An 18,806-nucleotide genomic window follows, 5' to 3' on the forward strand; every position below is an offset into this window, starting at 1 on the left:
GTTATATTAAGTTTCCTCAATATGTTTAACTGTCTTCGTCACTTTTGTATTCTAAAATATCTCCAGGCTGACATTCTAAAGCCTTACAAATTGCCTCTAAAGTGGATAATCGAATCGCTTTTGCTTTTCCATTTTTCAATATAGAAAGGTTCGCCATTGTTATTCCAACCTTCTCCGAAAGTTCTGTTACGCTCATTTTCCTTTTTGCTAACATCACATCAATATTGATTATAATTGCCATTGTTATTCACCTCAGACCGTTAAATCATTTTCTGATTTGATATTAATTGCTTCTTGTAAAAGTTTTTGGAGAACAGCCGCAAAGACTGCGATAACCATCGAAGCAAAAGGAACAACCAATCCGACAAAGATAACTCCTGGTGCGTCGTCTACTTCCGCAAAGATATAGAAGAGCGGCCAAACCAGCACATGCAAAATACTGATTGTGATGGCACAGTATTTGATTTTCTTTAAAGCTTTTACAGATAAATCGGAGAAAGCTTTATTTTTGTCAATATAGCGTAAGAGTTTGAAAGCTTGATACAAAGCAAAGTAAAAAGGTATCGCTGATGCATCAAAAGCGATGAAAACGAGATATTTTATAAAAGCAAACTCTGGAAGCAATTTTGCTGCAAGATTCGCCATCTCAGGCACCAAAAAGGTGCACAGAGCAAGAACTGGGACTCCTAAAAGAATAACAGCTATTTTTAAAAACATCGTTGTTACTTTTTCCATAAAAAGCACCTCACTTATTTATTCTGATTTTGATTTTAATATATATTTTATCGTTTTACAATAAATTTTTTATTCATTTGAATAATATTTTTATTGTAGTTTTTTGTTTTAATCAAAAATGAAAAGCATTCCTCATTCAAAGAAATGCTCTATAACATTAAATATTAAATTTATAACTTGTACAGCGAAGAGATTCAATTAATTATAGTGGATGAAATCGATCGACTGAAACTGCAACACTTTAAAAAGGATAAAAGCTCTTTAATTCTTGTATAATATGGATGAAATATCATTAGGAGTTGAAAGTTAGGAGAAAAAGATATGCCGTTAGAAAAATTGATTGACCGAAGAAAAACACATTCTGTTAAATGGTACATAGAGGATCAAGATATGATTCCATTATGCATTGCAGATATGGATTTTCAAGTTTCAGAAGAAATAGTCAATGCTATAAGTCAAAAAGCAGTGCACGGAATATATGGGTATAGTACATTTTGTGAACGATATTATGATGCTGTTCAATATTGGTGGAAAACACAGTATGATTGGGAGTTAAAACGCGAGTGGATTTCTTTTAGCCCGGGTATTATTCCTGGAATAAATTTATTATTACAAGCTTTAACACAGCCAGGTGATGCTGTGATCGTGCAGGATCCAGTATACTATCCTTTCTTTTCAACGATAGAAACACAAGGTTGTACATTATTAAGTAATTCTCTTATCTATTCTAATGGTACATATGCAATGAATTTTGAAGATTTTGAGGAAAAAGCATCCCGCCCCAATACGAAAATATTTATATTGTGCAGTCCTCACAATCCGGTTGGAAGAGTTTGGACCAAGGAGGAATTGCGAAAGATTGGAGAAATTTGCGAGAAACATGGTGTTTATGTTATTTCAGATGAAATGCATGGAGATTTAACTTACTCTGGTTATAAACATACACCGTTTGCAACTGTTCATCCCGGCCATTTAAAGTTTTCGATTACATGTGCTGCTCCCAGCAAAACATTTAATATTGCAGGAATGCAAAGCTCTATCTTCATTATTCCGAATAAAGCAGTGAAAGAAAAATATGAAAAGCTTTTAATGGGATACGGATTAATGCGTCCAAATGCTTTTGCAGTGGAAGGAACGATTGCCGCTTACTATAAAGGTTTGCCATGGCTTCAAGATGTAAGAAGTTATTTAGAATGTAATCTCCAGTATGTATGTTCCTTTTTAGAACGGAATATACCGTCCATTAAAGTGGTGAAACCTGAAGCGACCCATTTGATTTGGCTGGATTGCCGTGATCTTGGCATTCCCCACGAAGAGTTGCATCATTTCTTTTTAAAACATGCAAGAGTCCGCCTTGATGAAGGAATGAAATTCGGTAAAGGCGGGTATGGGTTTGAACGAATAAATATTGCATGTCCCCGTGAGGTCTTAACGGAAGCTTTACTTAGAATGAAAGCTGCTGTAAAAGAAAAAGAGACAACCTGCTGACGATTCTTTTCTGGCAGGTTTGTCTTTTATTTTACGAGTAAAATGAGGGTTATCTTAGATGCTAATTTTAGTTAGGAGGACAAATCATGATTATCGAAGCCATCGCAGATTCACTTGAGGATGCAATAACCGCACAAACTGCTGGTGCCGATCGGATAGAATTAGTCACTGGATTATTGGAAGGCGGGCTTACGCCCAGCTATGGATTAATCAGAAGTGTCTGCAGCGGAGTAAAGATTCCCGTTAATGTGATGATTCGCCCGCATAGCCGGAGTTTTTGCTATTCGGATGAAGATTTGAATATTATGTTAGAAGATATTGAGATCTGCAGGAAATTAGGTGCAGCTGGAGTTGTATTTGGTGCTCTTACCATCGAGAAGGAAATACATGAGGAAATGCTTACTAAATTAATTCACGCTTCGAAGGGGTTAGATATTACCTTTCACCGTGCGTTTGACGAGGTTAATCATCAGGTCACTGCTTTAGGCGTGCTTCAGAAGTATCCTGAGATAACTAGAGTACTTACATCAGGCAGCAAAGATAAAGCTACAGAAGCAATAGAAGAGCTGAGTCAGCTAGCAGATCTATCAGCCGGAACGGGTCTTTCCATTATGGCAGGATCAGGGTTAACCCCTCAAAACTTATCTGCATTCTTAGAAAAAGTGAACGTGAGAGAAGTTCACTTTGGTTCGGGAATCCGTTATGAATCAAATTATAGTAATCCTATCGATCCCCTTCAAATAAAAGCGATCAGAAAAATCGTAACATGACTATTACAAATAAAAAGAGGTTGGGACAAAAGGTTTACAGCCAAAGAATAATCCGAACTATTATGTGAAATTCCAACTTGAATTTCGTTTTAGTTCGGATTTTTTCTTTGGCTCTTTTCATAAATATTGTTGCTGCAGGACTAAATGTTAGAAACCTTAAGTGGATTGCAGCGGAAGGAACTTGACTCCTGCGGGAAATAGAGCAAAATGGGAGACCCCACAGGCAGCGCCGAGGAGGCTCCCATGCTCCCCGCGGAAAGCAAGTTCCTGGAGCGGAAAGGAACGGACATTATTTATCATGAAAAACAACAATCTATGCGAAAATAGCCCTTTCTTTTAATGGTTTTCGCAGTATTCAATGTTCGGCTTTCATTCAGGAGATGATCGTTACGGCCCAGACTCTTTTTTGTTCGTTTCTGATAGTTTTGGAACGTCTGAAATAGAATCATGAGAAATATTTACAATACTTAAATAGGAACAAAACTCCAATCATCATCGAATAACCTATTTTCAACGACAAATCTTTGATTCATAAATTTTCATCAGGTCTCATTAATAAATCCAAGCATAAACTTTATTAACGCTTAATAATGGCAGGTGTTTTCCATGCATGAGATGTCGCTCATGTCAGAAATTATAAAGATTGTTTCCCAAGATGCTGTTTTACATGGGTTCTGCCAAGTGACGCAAATAGAAGTCATAGTCGGAGATTTATCGAATGTGCTTCCGGACGCTCTTGAGCTTGCGTTTTTTCATCTGAGGAAAGATCCTGTCAGCTTTCCTATTAATGAAAAGACCGAATTACATATTATACGAGAACCTGCGCTGTCAAAATGTCAGACCTGTCATCTTGAGTTTGAACCAGACTATCAATTAGCACGATGCCAAAGGTGCGGCATTCCAGATTGTCTGCTCATTTCTGGTGAAACGTTCAGGGTTGATGCTTATGAAGGGAGTGAGGAGCATGAAAATTAAGATTGGAGAAGATGTGCTGAAAGATCAACATACAGCAGCTGAATTTAATAGGGAACTCTTTGAAAAGAGCAAAACGCTTGTAATAAACATAATGAGCTCCCCTGGTGCCGGCAAAACGACTTTACTTGAAGAAACGGTTAAAGCATTAAAAGATGACTATTCTATTGCAGTGATTGAAGGCGATTTAGCCACAGACCGGGATGCAGAGCGCTTGCGGCTGCTTGGAATCAAAACGGTTCAAATCAATACTGTGGGCGGGTGTCACCTTGATGCAAGAATGATTGCTAAATCGCTGCCGGAATTAGAGGGGCTCGATCAGTTTGATCTCCTCTTTATTGAAAATATCGGCAACCTTGTTTGCCCGTCAGGTTATGATTTAGGGCAGCATTATAAGGTAGTTGTCCTGAGTGTTCCAGAAGGCAATGATAAAATCCCAAAGTATCCAGTGATGTTCAGGCGGACAGATCTCACTATCATTAATAAAGTGGACCTCCTGCCCTATGTATCTTTCAACCTTGAAGAAGCAAGACAGGATTTAGAAGCAATCAATCCCCAGGCGCTGTTTAAAGCGGTTTCCGCAAAGTCTGGAGAAGGTATGGATGACTGGATAAATTGGATAAAGGACGCTCATTTCCAATGCATCAAACAATAAAGATCATTGTTAAGGGGAGGGTACAAGGGGTCGGCTTCCGCCCCTTCATCTATTCACTATCTAAAAAGTATCAGCTTACAGGAAGCGTCCAAAACAACGTTGATCATGTCATCATTATTTTTCAAGGACAAGAAATTTCATTAAAAAAAGCGGTAGACGATTTGAAAATGTCTCCGCCTCCATTATCTAGAGTGAAAGAGATGTCGATTCAACAAGTTCCCCATTCTGAGTATAAAAAATTTACGATAGCTGCAAGTCAAATAAACAGCCATTCTGCTCTCCCATGGATAGCAGCGGATGCGGGTATTTGCAGACAGTGTTTAGAAGAAATGAAAGAGCCGTCTAATCGCCGGTTTCAGTATCCTTTTATCAATTGTACTCAATGTGGGCCGCGATACACGATTATTAAGGACTTGCCCTATGACCGTCCCAAAACTACGATGAGAACATTTAAAATGTGCGAGGAATGCCGGATAGAATACGAAAATCCTTTAAATCGGCGTCATCATGCACAGCCGATTTGCTGTTCAGAGTGTGGACCTGCGCTTATTTTGCAAAATCAACAGAGGGATACTCTGGCTGAAAACCAGCTCGCAGTCAGTCAAACAATCGATCTTTTAAAAGGCGGATCGATCATTGGTATAAAAGGAATTGGCGGCTACCATTTAGCATGTGATGCATCTCAAGAGGGGGCCATTAATCAAATTAGGCTTAGAAAAAAAAGGCCACAGCGTCCGCTTGCCATCATGGTAAAGTCTATCGAGGCAGCAAGAGATCTGTGTCATATCTCAAGCCGAGAAGCAGAATTGCTTACAGATCCAGCAATGCCAATTGTAGTCCTGCAGAAGAAAAAAACGTGCATATTACCCGAAAATCTTTCACCTGGTTTATCTACTTTAGGAATCATGCTGCCTTACACGCCAATACATCATCTGCTGTTTGAAAAAAACAGGCTGGAATGTCTTGTCATGACAAGTGCTAATCCATCAGGTCTTCCCATAATTTATAGAGAAAGTTCATTAAATTGTTTAGAGGAGATGTGTGATTATTTATTAACACATAATAGACAAATCTATCTTCCAATCGATGATTCTGTTGTTCAATGTGATGGGGAAAAGCCGATGTATTTACGGCGTGCCAGAGGATTTGTTCCTGATCCCCTTAAAACGAATTCGAACGTTGATGGAATCATTGCCCTCGGCGGAAATCAAAAAAATACGTTTGCTCAGGGAAAGCAAAATCATATTTTATTGAGTCCGCATATAGGCGATTTAGATAATGAAGAAATGATTCACTTCTTTGAAACACAGCTTGATCATTTTAAAGATTGGCTTGGCATAAAAGAGAGGTATATAGCTGTTGATAAACACCCTCATTATGCAGCTCATCGAATGGCTGACAAACTAAAAGGTCAATTGGTGCCTGTCCAGCATCATCATGCTCATCATGTGTCCTGTATGGAAGATAACGAACTTGTTGCGCCATGCTTTGGCCTGATTTTGGACGGAACAGGTTACGGAGAAGATGGTCAGATTTGGGGGTTCGAGTGCCTGTATGGAAATGCAGATTCTTTTGAACGTCTGGCTCATTTGCACTATACCCCGCTGCCAGGAGGAGAAAAAGCTGTTAAAGAACCATGGAGAAATGCTGCAGGAATACTGCTTTATTACTGGCCGGAAGAAGGCAAAGAATTAGCAGTGAATCTATTCCCGGGCAAGTCAAACGAAATTGCCATCATCGAACAGATGATTAAAAGACAAATCAATACGCCAATGGCAGGAACGTGCGGCCGGATTTTTGATGCAGTGAGTGCCATCCTCGGCATCTGTCTAACATCCACATATGAAGGTGAAGCAGCCATTAAATTATCGGATTATATGAATGAACCTCTAATGGAAAAGACGGACGAATCGTATCCTTTTCATCTTGAGGCAAACAAGGAAAACCTGCTTCAGCTTGATTTATCACCCATGATCAAAAAAATCATTCAAGACCGGCAAAATGCTGTCCCGCTTGAAAAAATCATCCAAATCTTTCATCAAACGATTGTTAATAGCTGTGTCCAAATGGTTCTCACACTTGCAAAAAAGAGACCGGAATTAAATAGAAGTGTGGTTCTCTCGGGAGGTTCATTTCAAAATAGGTTTCTAGTTAAAGAAATAACCAGTTGTCTTCAAAAGGAAAGCTTTCATGTTTATTCCCATCGTAAAGTTCCATGCCACGATGGCGGTTTAGCTTTAGGACAATTGATAATCGCTTCAGCAGCTGAAAGAAATCAAAGGCGGTGAATTCATATGTGTATAGGAGTACCTGCAAAAGTCATCCAAATAAGAGATGAGTCAGCGCTGGTAGATGTTATGGGGTCCAGAATGCATGTTGGAATCTTATTTGTTCCCGAGGTCAAGGAAGATGATTATGTTCTGCTGCATGCAGGGCAGGCAATGACAATTGTTGATGAGAAGTATGCCAAAGAAAGTATTGAGGAATGGAGGAATGTATTAGATGGAAACCATGGACATCTTTTCTGATCCGCTCTTGACTCGTCATTCGCTTGAAGCTGTTAAAGAGTTAGCAGGAAAGTTTAAAGAAGAAACAGGAAGAATGCCGGTCTTTATGGAAGTATGCGGATCACATACGATGGCATTCGCCAAGACAGGAATCAAAACCGGATTGAAAGACTATGTAAAGCTGATTGCCGGTCCAGGCTGTCCGGTATGTGTGACAGATCAAAAATCGATCGATGCCATGATTCAGCTATCTGAAGGAACCGGGAGAATACTATGCACCTTTGGGGATATGATGCGCGTGCCCGGGTCTAAATTTACCCTGATGAAAGCAAAAACAGAAGGCAAGGATATCAGGGTTGTATACTCTCCGCTTGATAGTGTGAAAATTGCGGAAGAAAATCCCGATAAAGAAGTCATCTTTTTAGGAATAGGTTTTGAAACGACGATTCCGATTCTCGCTCTTGCCATTCGCGAGGCAGAGCTGAAAAAGCTGAAGAATTACTCCATGTGGATGACAACCAAGCTAGTTGAACCTGTATTGAGAGCGCTCCTTGATTCTGGTGATGTGAAATTGGACGGGTTTGTTTTGCCTGGGCATGTTTCCGTCGTTTTAGGAAAGCAGAACTACAGTTATTTATCAGAAGAGTATAATATTTCAGGCGTGATTACTGGATTTGAACCTGTTCAATTACTCAGCGGCATCTATAAATTGCTGCAGCTTTTGCTTGAGAATAAGACCGATATACTGAATGATTACACCTACTTGGTAAAAGATCAGGGCAATCCTGCAGCTCAGCGATTAATGGAGAAGTATTTGGAACCCTTTGATGAAATATGGCGGGGGATGAGCGCGATACCAAAAAGCGGATTAGTGCTTAAAGAAAAATATGCCCAATTTGATGCGAAAAAGAAATTTGCGGTTTCAACAGGGGAACCAAGAAAAACAAAATGCCGCTGCGGTGAAATCATTCGGGGATTAATCACACCGGAAGAGTGCGTGCTTTTTGGGAAAAGCTGCTCACCATCCAATCCAATTGGACCTTGCATGGTATCTGCAGAAGGAACCTGCGCTGCACATTACCAATACATGAGGGAGGAATAGACATGGTTCAGCGAATCAGTTTGGCTCATGGAGAAGGCGGGGAACTGACTCATCACCTCATACAAGATGTATTTATTCAATCATTCGGCCATTCAGCGCAAACACAGCTTGATGCTGCAGTCCTTGCCTTTCCCGCGCAAACAATCGCAGTCACAACGGATAGCTTTGTAGTAAAGCCTCTATTTTTTCCCGGAGGAAATATAGGTAGGTTAGCCGTAACAGGAACAGTGAACGACTTAGCTGTTTCAGGGGCAATACCTCTTTTTATGACAGCGGGTTTTATTATTGAAGAAGGCTTTCCTCTCAATGACTTAAAAGAGATCGTAAAGAGTATGGCGACAGAAGCTCTAAAAGCCGGAGTGAAAATTGTTGCAGGCGATACGAAAGTAGTTGAAAAGGGAAGTGCAGATGGTTTATTCATAAATACAGCTGGAATCGGGGAGGTACGTGATCATCGGCTAAAATCTGAAAAGATCCGTGAGGGAGATTGTGTGATCATCAATGGGACCATTGGGGATCACGGGATCTCTATCCTCAGTGCACGCCAAGAACTTGGGTTGTTGACAGACGTGAAAAGTGATTGCACCTCATTAAATCAGCTTATACATGAACTCATGAGGGAAATCGACGGCATTCGGATCATGCGGGATCCTACCCGCGGAGGATTGGCGACAACTCTAGTAGAACTGTGTGAAGACTTTCACTTTACGGTTGAGTTAGATGAAATGGCAGTTCCGATTCGCAAAGATGTTAGAGGTGCATGTGATATTTTGGGTTTTGATCCTCTATATCTAGCAAATGAGGGGAAAGTCGTGATAATAGTTGATGAAAATCAGAAGCAAAAAGTACTGACGATTTTAAAGAACCATGAAAATGGTCAAAATGCATATGTGATTGGCCAGGTCACATCCTGTCAGAATCAAGGTGGTAAATTACTCCTGAAAACCCCTATAGGCACAACAAGACGCCTGCACCGGCTCGCGGGCATGATTTTACCTAGAATATGTTAGGGAAGCTGAATCATATGCATTAGAGAGGATGAAAATGTGCCTTAAGGAGAGAACATCATGCAAAACATCGAACTGCTCAGAATGCAGCTGAATGACCTTATTGCTCAGGCGCGTTATGACATCTATACCATGTCGAACTTGCGGAATCCAACAGCAAATCATCAACATCTTCAGCGATTATGGCATACACTTTCAATGATTTCCTTCCACAGTAATCAGATGGCAAATCAATGTATGACGAATTATCGCTTTCTAATGTCAAATCAGTCACCTTCCCTTCATCCATCCATCTCAAAATCACGGCAGCGTACTTTTACAATTGAAGAATTAGCAGTCAATGATGGGAAAAACGGCAAGCCTGCCTATGTCGCCGTTAATGGCACCGTTTATGATGTCACGAACAACAGGGCATGGGCAGCTGCCACTCACTTTGCTTTAACTGCAGGTAAGGAATATTCAGCAGAATTTGCCTCTTGTCATGCCGGGCAAGAAGCAATATTAAGCACGCTTCCAGCCGTGGGGAGGTTATCATCATGAATCAGCACATATTGCCGCCGGAGCCATTAACGAACGAAGCCATAGCCGCAAGATTAACCAATTCAGCAATGAACAGCATCAATAAGGGGCTAATCAAGAAGAAAAATCTAGTTTATTTAGAGCTGAATGGGTGTTCGGGAAATATCATTTCGCTGCTGAACGGACAAAATCCAGATTTTGAGTATACCTTAAATTCAATGGTTAACCTTCGCTACAGTAATAGTTTAATGGCATCAGAAGGGGAGCGGGCTGTTGAGAAACTGATGAAGGCACTGGATGAGGGAGACTATATCCTTGCCGTTGAAGGCGCTGTCGCTTTAAAAAACAATGGCTTATACAATATCATCGGAAGCTGGCAGGGAAAACCGCTCACCGGTCTTCAGGCAGCAACCATGCTTGGAGCGAAGGCATCACATATTTTAGCAGTCGGCGCATGCGCCACACACGGCGGTGTCTCTGCTGCTAAACCAAATCCATCTGAATCTGTCGGTCTTCAAAACGTCCTTCCTGATGCAAAAATGATCAAACTGCCGGGGTGCCCCGTTCATCCAGACTGGTTTTTGGGAACATTAGCACATCTCCTTTTATACGGCGAACCTGATACAGATAAGCTAGGTCGTCCGCTGATGTTTTACAGCACGCTTATCCATGACCGCTGCCCAAGACGGCCATTTTTTGACCGCGGTATTTTCGCAGAAAAATTAGGGGATAAAACATGTCTTTTTAAGCTCGGATGCAGAGGTCCTGTAACAAGGGTAGATTGTCCAACGAGACAATGGAACGGACATGTGAACTGGCCGATCGGTGATAACACGCCATGCATAGGCTGCGCACAGTTTGGGTTTCCGGATGCCATGGCTCCATTCATAAGCTTTGACACGACAAGGGTGGTGGAAGATGAGTAAAAGAATTGTGATTAATCCTTTGACGCGTATAAGCGGTTTTATGGAAATTGATGTTCTCGTGGAAAATAACCAGGTGGCAGATGCCAAAACAAAAGGGAATTTATTTCGGGGATTTGAGCAAATGTTAGTAGGGAGAAATCCGTTTGATGCGGTTTATTTCACACAGCGAATATGCGGAATTTGCTCAGCAGCCCATTCGATGGCCTCATCATTGGCATTAGAAGATGCATTAAACATAGAACCGATGGAACAAGGACGGTATCTTAGAGATATCATTCATTGCTGTGAGTTTCTGCAGAATCACATTCGCCATTTTTATCAATATACGGTTCCGGATTATGTGAAAATTGAACAAAATTCTCTTTTTCTATCAGACCATGGCGATTTTAGACTGCCCAAAGCAATAAATGACAGGATTTCAAAGCATTACTTCGATTCACTCGCGATAAGCCGGTCAGCACACCAAATGCTGGCGGTATTAGGGGGGAAGGCTCCCCATAATCATGGCGTATTTATTGGAGGGATTACGGCGCAGGCAACAGCAGAAAAAGTCGTTCATCTTGATTCCATTCTTGAAGAGATCATCTTATTTATAGATGAAAAAATGCTTCCTGATGTATATGAGATTGCCAGGTATTATCCGGAGTACTATCGATTAGGCAGAGGATACGGCAATCTTTTGACCTATGGTGCCTTTAATGATTATAAAGAGCTGGGAACGCTGTATGTCAATCCTCTGGTATCTGTTAACGGCAATGTAGAAGCTTTTAATGAGAACAAAATCACGGAAAAAATTGATTACTCCTATTACACAGCAAAAGAAAGCACATACGGGCCTGATGCAGAGGTGCCAGAACCTGACATGGATAAAGAGAAAGCATATTCCTGGGTAAAAGCGCCAAGGTACAATAATCTTCCCTTTGAAGTTGGCCCGCTGGCAAGATTAATTTTAAGCGGTTCTTACAGCAATGGAATTTCAGCCATGGACCGGACAATTGCCAGGGCACTTGAAGCGAAAAAAATCACGGAAATTATGAAAACATTATTAAAAGAGCTTATCCCTGATGTAGATGTTCAAAAAAAATATGAGCTTCCGCAGACTGCATCAGGAAGAGGGCTTGTCGATACAACAAGAGGCGCTTTAGGGCATTGGCTTAAAATAGCTGATAGAAAATTATCATTCTATCAAGTTATCACCCCATCAACATGGGATTTTTCTCCCAGAGATAAAAACGGATACAGAGGCGTTGCAGAAGAAGCGTTAATCGGCACACCAATTGAGAATCTTGATAATCCAGCTGAGATCGGAAGAATCCTTCGTTCCTTTGATCCATGTATGTCTTGTGCGACACATGTATACATTCCTGGAAAACAAGTTAAAACTATTAAGGTGTTTTAATGGGAAAAATCATCGTATTGGGAATTGGAAATCAATTAATGATGGACGATGGAGCTGGAATCTATCTTACAGAAGAACTGGCGAAGCTTGATCATGATCCAAGCATCGATTATAGGATAGGTGAATCAGATATTGATTATTGTATCGAACTGATTGACGGAGCATCATTTGTGATTATTCTCGATGCTGTATCCTCGGGCAAACAAGCCGGGCAATTATCAATCTATCCCCTGGCAGCATTACATGAACACCGGACCCTTGATATTTCTCCGCACAACCTTCATTTATTTGAAGTGCTGTATCAGCAAAGAAAAACGATCAAGGGATTTCTAATAGGTGTGGAACCTTATCAAATTGATTTTCATATAGGTCATAGCGACATGCTGACAGATATATGGGAAGAGATTTTAGAGGAGGCAAGGAAGACGATTGAAGAATTAATAATAATTGAAAATAGGAATGAAATAGAAGATAGGTAAAATTTATAAAAAATATCAATTTTAATAGATTTACAGAAAAGGCAAACGGTCAGCGTTTGTCTTTTCTTTTGGCTCTTTTCGTAAGGATTGTTGCTTTTAGGCTTGAAGTTAATACCATAAGTGGCATAGTAGAAGGAACTTGACTTCTTCTGGAGAATAGAGGGAATTGGTTGTTTCCATTATACAGCTGCCTTTCTGGAATTTTGTCCTCATAGCGTGCGGTTGATTCCACTTTTCAGTGCAAAAACATAAATTGTGGAATCATAGCATGAGGTTGATTCCACTATTCGGTGCAAAAACTAAAATTGTGGAATCATAGCATGAGGTTGATTCCACTTTTCGGTGCAAAAACTAAAATTGTGGAATCAAAGCATGAGGTTGATTCCGCTTTTCGGTGCAAAAACCTAAATCGTGGAAACATAGCATGAGGTTGATTCCGCTTTTCGGTGCAAAAACCTAAATCGTGGAAACATAGCATGAGGTTGATTCCACTTTTCGGTGCGAAAACTAAAATTGTGGAAACATAGCATGAGGTTGATTCCACTTTTCGGTGCAAAAACTTAAATTGTGGAATCATGCATGAGGTTGATTCCACTTTTCGGTGCAAAAACTTAAATTGTGGAATCATAGCAAGTGGTTGATTCCACTATTCGGTGCAAAAACTTAAATTGTGGAATCATAGCGTGCATTTGATTCCACTATTCTGCGCATTAACCAAGTTTGTGGAATCATAGCGTGCTTTGATTCCACTTTGCTGCACAATAGCCAAATTTATAGAGGGTAATCAAAAACAGCCTTTTCTTTTTTTCTGGAAGGCTGCTGCTGGCTTTCTTCCAGCCGATAGAAATATAATAAAGGTGATTAGCATTCCATCATTCATTAGCGAGGGGATAGTCATGGAAAACAAGGAACTCCTGCTTGCCATCACGGAATTGAAGGCAAGCATTGACAAACGTTTTGACGCGCTTGAAAAACAGGTGGACGTGAGGCTTGATAAAGTGGAAGAGCAGCTGTACAAGCTGTCAAAACAAGGACTTGGAGATGGGGATGACGATCAGGATGAGCCTCTCCGCGAGTTGAATGCAGAGGTCAAAGACTTAAGGCTTTCAATGAAGTATGCTTTGAAGAAGATTGGTGAACATGATTTTGATGTGTATAGGTTGCTTAATATGAAAAATGACACCTCTGAGATTTGATTAAGGGGTTCCGTTTGTAGAGGGAAAACTGTAAATAGCACATTAAATAGCAGGCTAATTCGCATATGAATTTTACCTGCTATTTTTGTTGTTATTACAGGGTTTACAACCATTTCTGAGCAGAAATAGTTATCTAATTAACAGCCTATTTAGCTCAAGGACAATAGCTATTGTCCATAATAAAATTAGAGTGCGAATTATGGTGCTAATAGGCTCCAGATTTTATTGCGGTAGGACTATTGAACATCACAAATATATGGGGTTTTTATGATGTAATTATAAATAATGGATATTCTACTGAAGGGCAGTTTAACGGAGTAAGCGGATAGAGTAGACACTTAAAAAGGTCTGCCCTATAGGGTACTTTATTTGTCATGATGAAGGAATAAAAGCTGGATGAGCCGAATAAGTCATAGTATTCAAGGTTTTGTTGTATTCTCAATATAAAAGAATGGAGAATTTCATTGAGAATATTTTTTCGTTATATGGCCGACAGTCGAAAATGAAAGTTATTTTATGCGTATGAATGGCTTTTTTGAAATTGATTGAGGATTATTGTTATCGTCACCCGGAAATTTCGGATTACCCTGCCATGTTGGAGAGGATTAGAAGCTGGAAAGAAAAGTATGTCCAATATGGAAGGGACCACTTGGATTTGGTTTTTACCTTTTAGGACCGATTAATTTATACTATAGTCAGATTTTTTCTTGTCTTTTAACTTTGAAAGATTACACTAAACAGTGAGGAGATTGGTAGTATGCAAGTTGTAACCAAAATGTTTTTAGAACAACTCGACATGCATTGCAATGAGAATGAGTGGTTTGTATCCATGGATCAGGCGCTTCATGGAGTCATCGCAGCTGAGGCAGCATGGACAAGTCCGGGCAGCAATTCAATTTGGCAGATTGTCAACCACTTGATATTTTGGAATGAAGACGTGATCCATAGAATTAAGGGCACAGAGAATCCTCATAAGCCAGAAACCAATGAAGAAACCTTTGGGAAACCGGGGGATCCAGAAGACGAAATTGGGTGGACCCAGACATTCCAGCGCCTTAATGAAGTCATGAATAAATTAAAAACGGTCATTGCAGACCTGGACGATGAAAAGTTAAAAGCTCCGTATGCAGCTAACAGGTACTCTATTGAGCGTTTACTCAACAATGTCATGATGCACGATTCATATCATCTCGGCCAAATTGTTCTGTTGCGAAAGTTGCAATCCTCTTGGGGTGGGGTTGATTGGTCCTAAAGACCATAATTCAGCGACCTTCCTCGCCCAGCTAGAAGCAGTATTGACGGTGTGAAGCCCTTTTCATTCTCTCTGGTGAAGCGGTTGATTTTATGGCTAAACGGGTGTGTTAGTCAAATAAATTAGAACTATTGCAGAGCGATCTTTCGCATATTTCATTGTTCAACAGTCGGGCGCTTTTCTTAAATAAGAAGGCGTCTTTTTGCATGTACAACACATTTAGGGATTGAGTTTAATGAGGTGTAAAAAAAGATTGTGAAGTCCTGTACTTAAAGTAAAGGGGCTTTAGTTAAAGATTATCTAGTTGCTTTGGCAGCTTTTTTTCTTATTCAACTAACGCAGCAGTTTAGCTCGGGAAGAGGGGGCATTATGAAACTTCAAATTGAAATGATACCAAGGTCTGCTTGGAGTAAAAATTTAAGAACTAAACTAAAACCACTAAGAGATTGGGACAAAATTAGAAAATCTGTCTATGCTAAAGAAAATATGCATTGTAATATTTGTGGAGAAAAATGTGAAGTACTTGACGCTCATGAAATTTGGGAGTTTGACGAAACAAATCATATCCAAAAACTTGTTGAAATTATAGGAGTATGTAAACTATGTCATAACACAATACATTTCGGACGAGCTCAAATGATAGGAAAAGAACAGGAAGCAATAGAACAATTTATGAAAGTTAATGACTGCATTGACTTTTTTGAGGTCGAAATGGAAATTGAACGTGCTAAAAACGACTACTTTAGAAGAAGTAGAATTGAAGATTGGAAATTAGATTTATCTTTTATAGAAAGACAAGGTTACGTAGTAAATAAAGATTAAACTATTTTTATTAAGCTAACGGTTAGCTTTAATGGAATAACCTATTAACTCAGATCAATAAAGAAATGAGTTTTATTATGCAAAAAAGCACCGCTAAAAGCGGTGAGAATTAGCGTGCTAATTCTAATGCTATTCACGGTGCTAAATACCGTGTATTTTCAGGTTTTCCTTCCAAAAACGGAACCCCTTAATATTTAATCAGAGGTGTTTTTGCAGAGATATTGCTGATTTCCTAAGTGCGAGCTTTGGCTCCATCATCTGAGTAAGACTGACGGAATCTGGATGTTCAATTAGAGAAAGCAAGGATGTGACCATTTTCTCAGCTAGTTGTTCGATTGGGACACCAACACTTGTAAGCTCTGTTTCAAGGCTCGCCATCTGCGGAATATTGTCATAGGAGATGACGGAAAGATCTTCAGGAATTCTGATCTTCCGTTCTTTTGCAGCACGCAGCACCCCGACGCTGATATCATAGCTTCCGCTGATCAGGGCTGTTGGCTTGCTTGTTTTAAGCAATTCTTTTGCTGCAAGATACCCATCATACCAGCTCAGTCCTTTAGTATTGCCGATGCTATTTTCATGAACAGTCAGACCGGCATTTTCCATAGCTTCATAGAACCCATTCAGCTTCTCGGTTTGCCGCTTATCTCCCGGAGTGGCATCCCCGATATAGGAAAGGCTCGTATGTCCCAATTCTATCAAGTGGCTGACTGCCAGATGAATGGCTTTTTTATGATTTACGTCAATGATTGGGTAAACATGATCACCAGAGACTCCGTATGAAAGGATCGGGATCGAAGAGAAGACATCTGAATGGAGCATGGTTTCTCTGCCTTCTTCAAATATCATGACGCCGTCCACTTGGAATCCTTTGAACATCCCAATGGCTTTGTCTGCTTCATCCACTGAGAGAATCATAAAATAATTTTCAGCTGTTACAAGTTCATTTATCTTTGAAACAAGGGCTGTTAGGGCAATCCGGTCAATTGCCGGCCACACAAGCCCAATCGTTCTGCTTTTTTTAGAGACAAGGTTTTTAGCGGCAAAGTTAGGTGTATATCCAAGCATGCTTGCTGTTTCAAGGACTTTTTTCTTCGTTTCAGGCTTAACAAGCGGGCTATTATTAAGCGCCTTTGAGACGGTTGAATAACTGACTCCTGACTCCCTTGCGATATCTTTTATCGTCACACTCATTTTAAATCCTCCAAAAGGAAATGTTGAAAATTTTCGGAATACATATTATACTGAGAAATAACAACGTTGTTACTTGTAGTATAGTATAAAAAGCTGAAGAATAACATGCTTTTTGATAAAAAATAACAACGTTGTTATTTTACGAATGAAAATAACAACGTTGTTAATTAAAAATGTAACCGTTATCAAAGGGGCAGTATACTTTCAGGAGGGATGGGAATTGAAAAAATGGATGGCATTTATGATGATCTGCCTGCTTGCAGCCGGCGTTTTGTCTGCATGCGGCACACAGGCATCAAGTGATGGGACGATTACGATGAGGCTCGCACATAACCAAAGCGAAACGCACCCTGTGCATAAATCGCTGACGGAGTTTGCGAGATTGACAGATGAGAAGACAAACGGAGGAGTAAAGATCCAGCTTTATCCGAATGGACAGCTTGGGGCAGAGCGGGAAGTCATTGAACTGACACAGACCGGAGCTGTAGATCTATCAAAGGTCAGTGCAAGTGCTCTGGAGAGTTTTTCAGAAGTCTACTCTCTTTTCAGTCTGCCATATTTGTTTGACGGACGAGATCATTATTACAAAGTGATGAACAGCAGCACGGTTAATGGCATCTACGAATCTACGGAAGAGATCGGGTTTAGAGGGCTTACGTTCTATGACGGGGGTTCAAGGAACTTTTATACGAAAAATAAACCGATCATGCATCCGGACGATCTGAATGGGATGAAAATACGGGTACAGCCAAGTGCAACAGCCATCAGGATGATTGAGCTGATGGGCGGTTCTCCTACTCCGATGTCTTTCGGCGAAGTCTACACCGCTCTGCAGCAGGGAGTAATTGATGGTTCTGAAAATAATGAAACCGCTTTAACGGATAACAACCATGGAGAGGTGGCAAAGGAATATTCCTACAGCGAGCATGCCATGGTTCCGGACATTCTGATTATGAACCAGGCGAAGTGGGACGAATTGAATGCAGAACAGAAACAGGCCATCAATGAGGCTGCCCGTGAATCGTCTGCTTTTCATAAAGTTGTTTGGGAAGAAGCGATTGAAAAATCGATAAAAGATGCCAAGGAAAAAGGCGTGACTTTCAGTACACCTGATAAGGAACCATTTCAAAAGGCGGTTCGGCCGCTCCATAAAGAATTTGCCGAAAAAGAGTCTACAGCTGAGTACTACAAAGAGATCCGTGAAGCTGCTGATAAGGAATAAACAGGGGGAGGAACTGTGATGCAGAAAATAAGAAAAACAGCCGATCAGACCATAGCGTTTATTACATGTACGATGCTTGCCTTTATGGTGCTTGTGGCCGTATGGCAGGTTTTCACAAGGTACGTACTGAACTCGCCAAGCACTGTATCTGAAGAAATTTTAAGATATTCACTGATTTGGGTATCCATGCTTGGGGCAGCTTATGCATTTGGACAGAAAAAGCATATTGCGATTGAACTGCTTGCAGAAAAGCTGCCTAAAAACAAAGCTCTTCCTGTCAGCGTCGTCATTGAAGTGCTTGTTCTTTCATTTGCTGTTCTCGTTATGGTGATTGGGGGATCCAGAACGGTAGCGATTACGATGGCCCAGTCTTCAGCGGCACTTGGCGTTCCGATGGGATACATCTATTTATCCCTGCCGGTAAGCGGCATTCTTATCATCGGATATAGTCTGATGAGCATCTATGAAGCTGTTGTTAAGAGAAAAGTAGAGTTATATTCAGATGATTTGGAAGCCGTCTCAAAAACTAGGATTGAAGGCTAAAACAAAGGAGTGATTGAA

20 protein-coding genes are annotated in these 18,806 nt (G+C 40.4%); 17 read left to right on the forward strand and 3 right to left on the reverse strand.

Annotated elements, in window-relative coordinates; all coding sequences use genetic code 11:
• Positions 1-25 precede the first annotated feature (25 nt).
• Positions 26-241, reverse strand: a complete 216-nt coding sequence (locus tag AC3ISE_RS06065; protein ID WP_017153334.1) for a helix-turn-helix domain-containing protein — start codon at positions 239-241, stop codon at positions 26-28.
• A gap of 11 nt (positions 242-252) precedes the next feature.
• On the reverse strand, positions 253-735 hold the full coding sequence (locus AC3ISE_RS06070) for a DUF2975 domain-containing protein (RefSeq protein ID WP_489223457.1): 483 nt from the start codon (positions 733-735) through the stop codon (positions 253-255).
• Positions 736-1,056: 321 nt separating this feature from the next.
• Here AC3ISE_RS06070 and AC3ISE_RS06075 point away from each other — a divergent pair, with 321 nt between their 5' ends.
• The 15 genes from AC3ISE_RS06075 (at position 1,057) to AC3ISE_RS06145 (ending at position 15,829) form a co-directional block, all read left to right on the forward strand.
• The gene (locus AC3ISE_RS06075; protein ID WP_489223458.1) at positions 1,057-2,223 is read left to right on the forward strand and encodes a MalY/PatB family protein; all 1,167 of its coding nucleotides are present in this window, start codon (positions 1,057-1,059) and stop codon (positions 2,221-2,223) included.
• A gap of 86 nt (positions 2,224-2,309) precedes the next feature.
• A complete protein-coding gene (locus AC3ISE_RS06080) occupies positions 2,310-2,993 on the forward strand; it encodes a copper homeostasis protein CutC (protein ID WP_489223459.1) in 684 nt (227 codons plus the stop codon).
• A 624-nt stretch (positions 2,994-3,617) separates the two neighbouring features.
• Entirely contained in the window at positions 3,618-3,968 is a 351-nt protein-coding gene (locus tag AC3ISE_RS06085; protein WP_489223460.1) for a hydrogenase maturation nickel metallochaperone HypA/HybF, read from the forward strand.
• On the forward strand, positions 3,958-4,620 hold the full coding sequence (gene hypB, locus AC3ISE_RS06090; RefSeq protein ID WP_489223461.1) for a hydrogenase nickel incorporation protein HypB: 663 nt from the start codon (positions 3,958-3,960) through the stop codon (positions 4,618-4,620). The genes AC3ISE_RS06085 and hypB overlap by 11 nt, the downstream gene beginning before the upstream one ends.
• Complete coding sequence (gene hypF, locus AC3ISE_RS06095) at positions 4,605-6,908, forward strand: carbamoyltransferase HypF (protein WP_489223462.1); 2,304 nt, start codon at positions 4,605-4,607, stop codon at positions 6,906-6,908. Before hypB ends, hypF begins: the two co-directional genes overlap by 16 nt.
• Before the next feature lie 6 nt (positions 6,909-6,914).
• Positions 6,915-7,148 (forward strand): HypC/HybG/HupF family hydrogenase formation chaperone, encoded by a 234-nt coding sequence (locus tag AC3ISE_RS06100; RefSeq protein WP_489223463.1) that lies wholly within the window; start codon positions 6,915-6,917, stop codon positions 7,146-7,148.
• Complete coding sequence (hypD, locus tag AC3ISE_RS06105; protein WP_489223464.1) at positions 7,123-8,229, forward strand: hydrogenase formation protein HypD; 1,107 nt, start codon at positions 7,123-7,125, stop codon at positions 8,227-8,229. Before AC3ISE_RS06100 ends, hypD begins: the two co-directional genes overlap by 26 nt.
• Positions 8,230-8,231: 2 nt before the next feature.
• Positions 8,232-9,239: a hydrogenase expression/formation protein HypE gene (gene hypE, locus AC3ISE_RS06110; RefSeq protein ID WP_489223465.1), complete on the forward strand. Its 1,008-nt coding sequence runs from the start codon at positions 8,232-8,234 to the stop codon at positions 9,237-9,239.
• A 57-nt stretch (positions 9,240-9,296) separates the two neighbouring features.
• Entirely contained in the window at positions 9,297-9,776 is a 480-nt protein-coding gene (locus AC3ISE_RS06115; protein ID WP_489223466.1) for a cytochrome b5 domain-containing protein, read from the forward strand.
• Positions 9,773-10,681 (forward strand): hydrogenase small subunit, encoded by a 909-nt coding sequence (locus tag AC3ISE_RS06120; RefSeq protein WP_489223467.1) that lies wholly within the window; start codon positions 9,773-9,775, stop codon positions 10,679-10,681. Before AC3ISE_RS06115 ends, AC3ISE_RS06120 begins: the two co-directional genes overlap by 4 nt.
• Positions 10,674-12,080, forward strand: a complete 1,407-nt coding sequence (locus tag AC3ISE_RS06125; RefSeq protein ID WP_489223468.1) for a nickel-dependent hydrogenase large subunit — start codon at positions 10,674-10,676, stop codon at positions 12,078-12,080. The genes AC3ISE_RS06120 and AC3ISE_RS06125 overlap by 8 nt, the downstream gene beginning before the upstream one ends.
• Positions 12,080-12,559, forward strand: coding sequence for a hydrogenase maturation protease (locus AC3ISE_RS06130; protein WP_489223469.1), 480 nt, complete (start codon positions 12,080-12,082; stop codon positions 12,557-12,559). Before AC3ISE_RS06125 ends, AC3ISE_RS06130 begins: the two co-directional genes overlap by 1 nt.
• Positions 12,560-13,455: 896 nt before the next feature.
• Entirely contained in the window at positions 13,456-13,755 is a 300-nt protein-coding gene (locus AC3ISE_RS06135) for a hypothetical protein (RefSeq protein WP_489223470.1), read from the forward strand.
• A 757-nt stretch (positions 13,756-14,512) separates the two neighbouring features.
• Entirely contained in the window at positions 14,513-15,007 is a 495-nt protein-coding gene (locus tag AC3ISE_RS06140) for a DinB family protein (RefSeq protein WP_489223471.1), read from the forward strand.
• A gap of 369 nt (positions 15,008-15,376) precedes the next feature.
• Positions 15,377-15,829 carry a hypothetical protein gene (locus tag AC3ISE_RS06145; RefSeq protein ID WP_489223472.1) on the forward strand — a complete coding sequence of 151 codons (453 nt, stop codon included), beginning with the start codon at positions 15,377-15,379 and terminating at the stop codon, positions 15,827-15,829.
• Positions 15,830-16,027: 198 nt separating this feature from the next.
• Here the strand turns inward: AC3ISE_RS06145 and AC3ISE_RS06150 are convergent, their stop codons facing one another.
• Positions 16,028-17,023: a LacI family DNA-binding transcriptional regulator gene (locus tag AC3ISE_RS06150; protein WP_489223473.1), complete on the reverse strand. Its 996-nt coding sequence runs from the start codon at positions 17,021-17,023 to the stop codon at positions 16,028-16,030.
• Positions 17,024-17,243: 220 nt separating this feature from the next.
• On the opposite strand from AC3ISE_RS06150, the gene AC3ISE_RS06155 reads away from it, so the two are divergent.
• Both AC3ISE_RS06155 and AC3ISE_RS06160 read left to right on the forward strand, forming a co-directional pair.
• Positions 17,244-18,245: a TRAP transporter substrate-binding protein gene (locus AC3ISE_RS06155; RefSeq protein ID WP_489223474.1), complete on the forward strand. Its 1,002-nt coding sequence runs from the start codon at positions 17,244-17,246 to the stop codon at positions 18,243-18,245.
• A gap of 18 nt (positions 18,246-18,263) precedes the next feature.
• Positions 18,264-18,788: a TRAP transporter small permease gene (locus tag AC3ISE_RS06160; protein ID WP_489223475.1), complete on the forward strand. Its 525-nt coding sequence runs from the start codon at positions 18,264-18,266 to the stop codon at positions 18,786-18,788.
• Positions 18,789-18,806: the final 18 nt, after the last annotated feature.

The sequence above is a fragment of the Metabacillus sp. KH_069 genome (genome assembly GCF_057838075.1).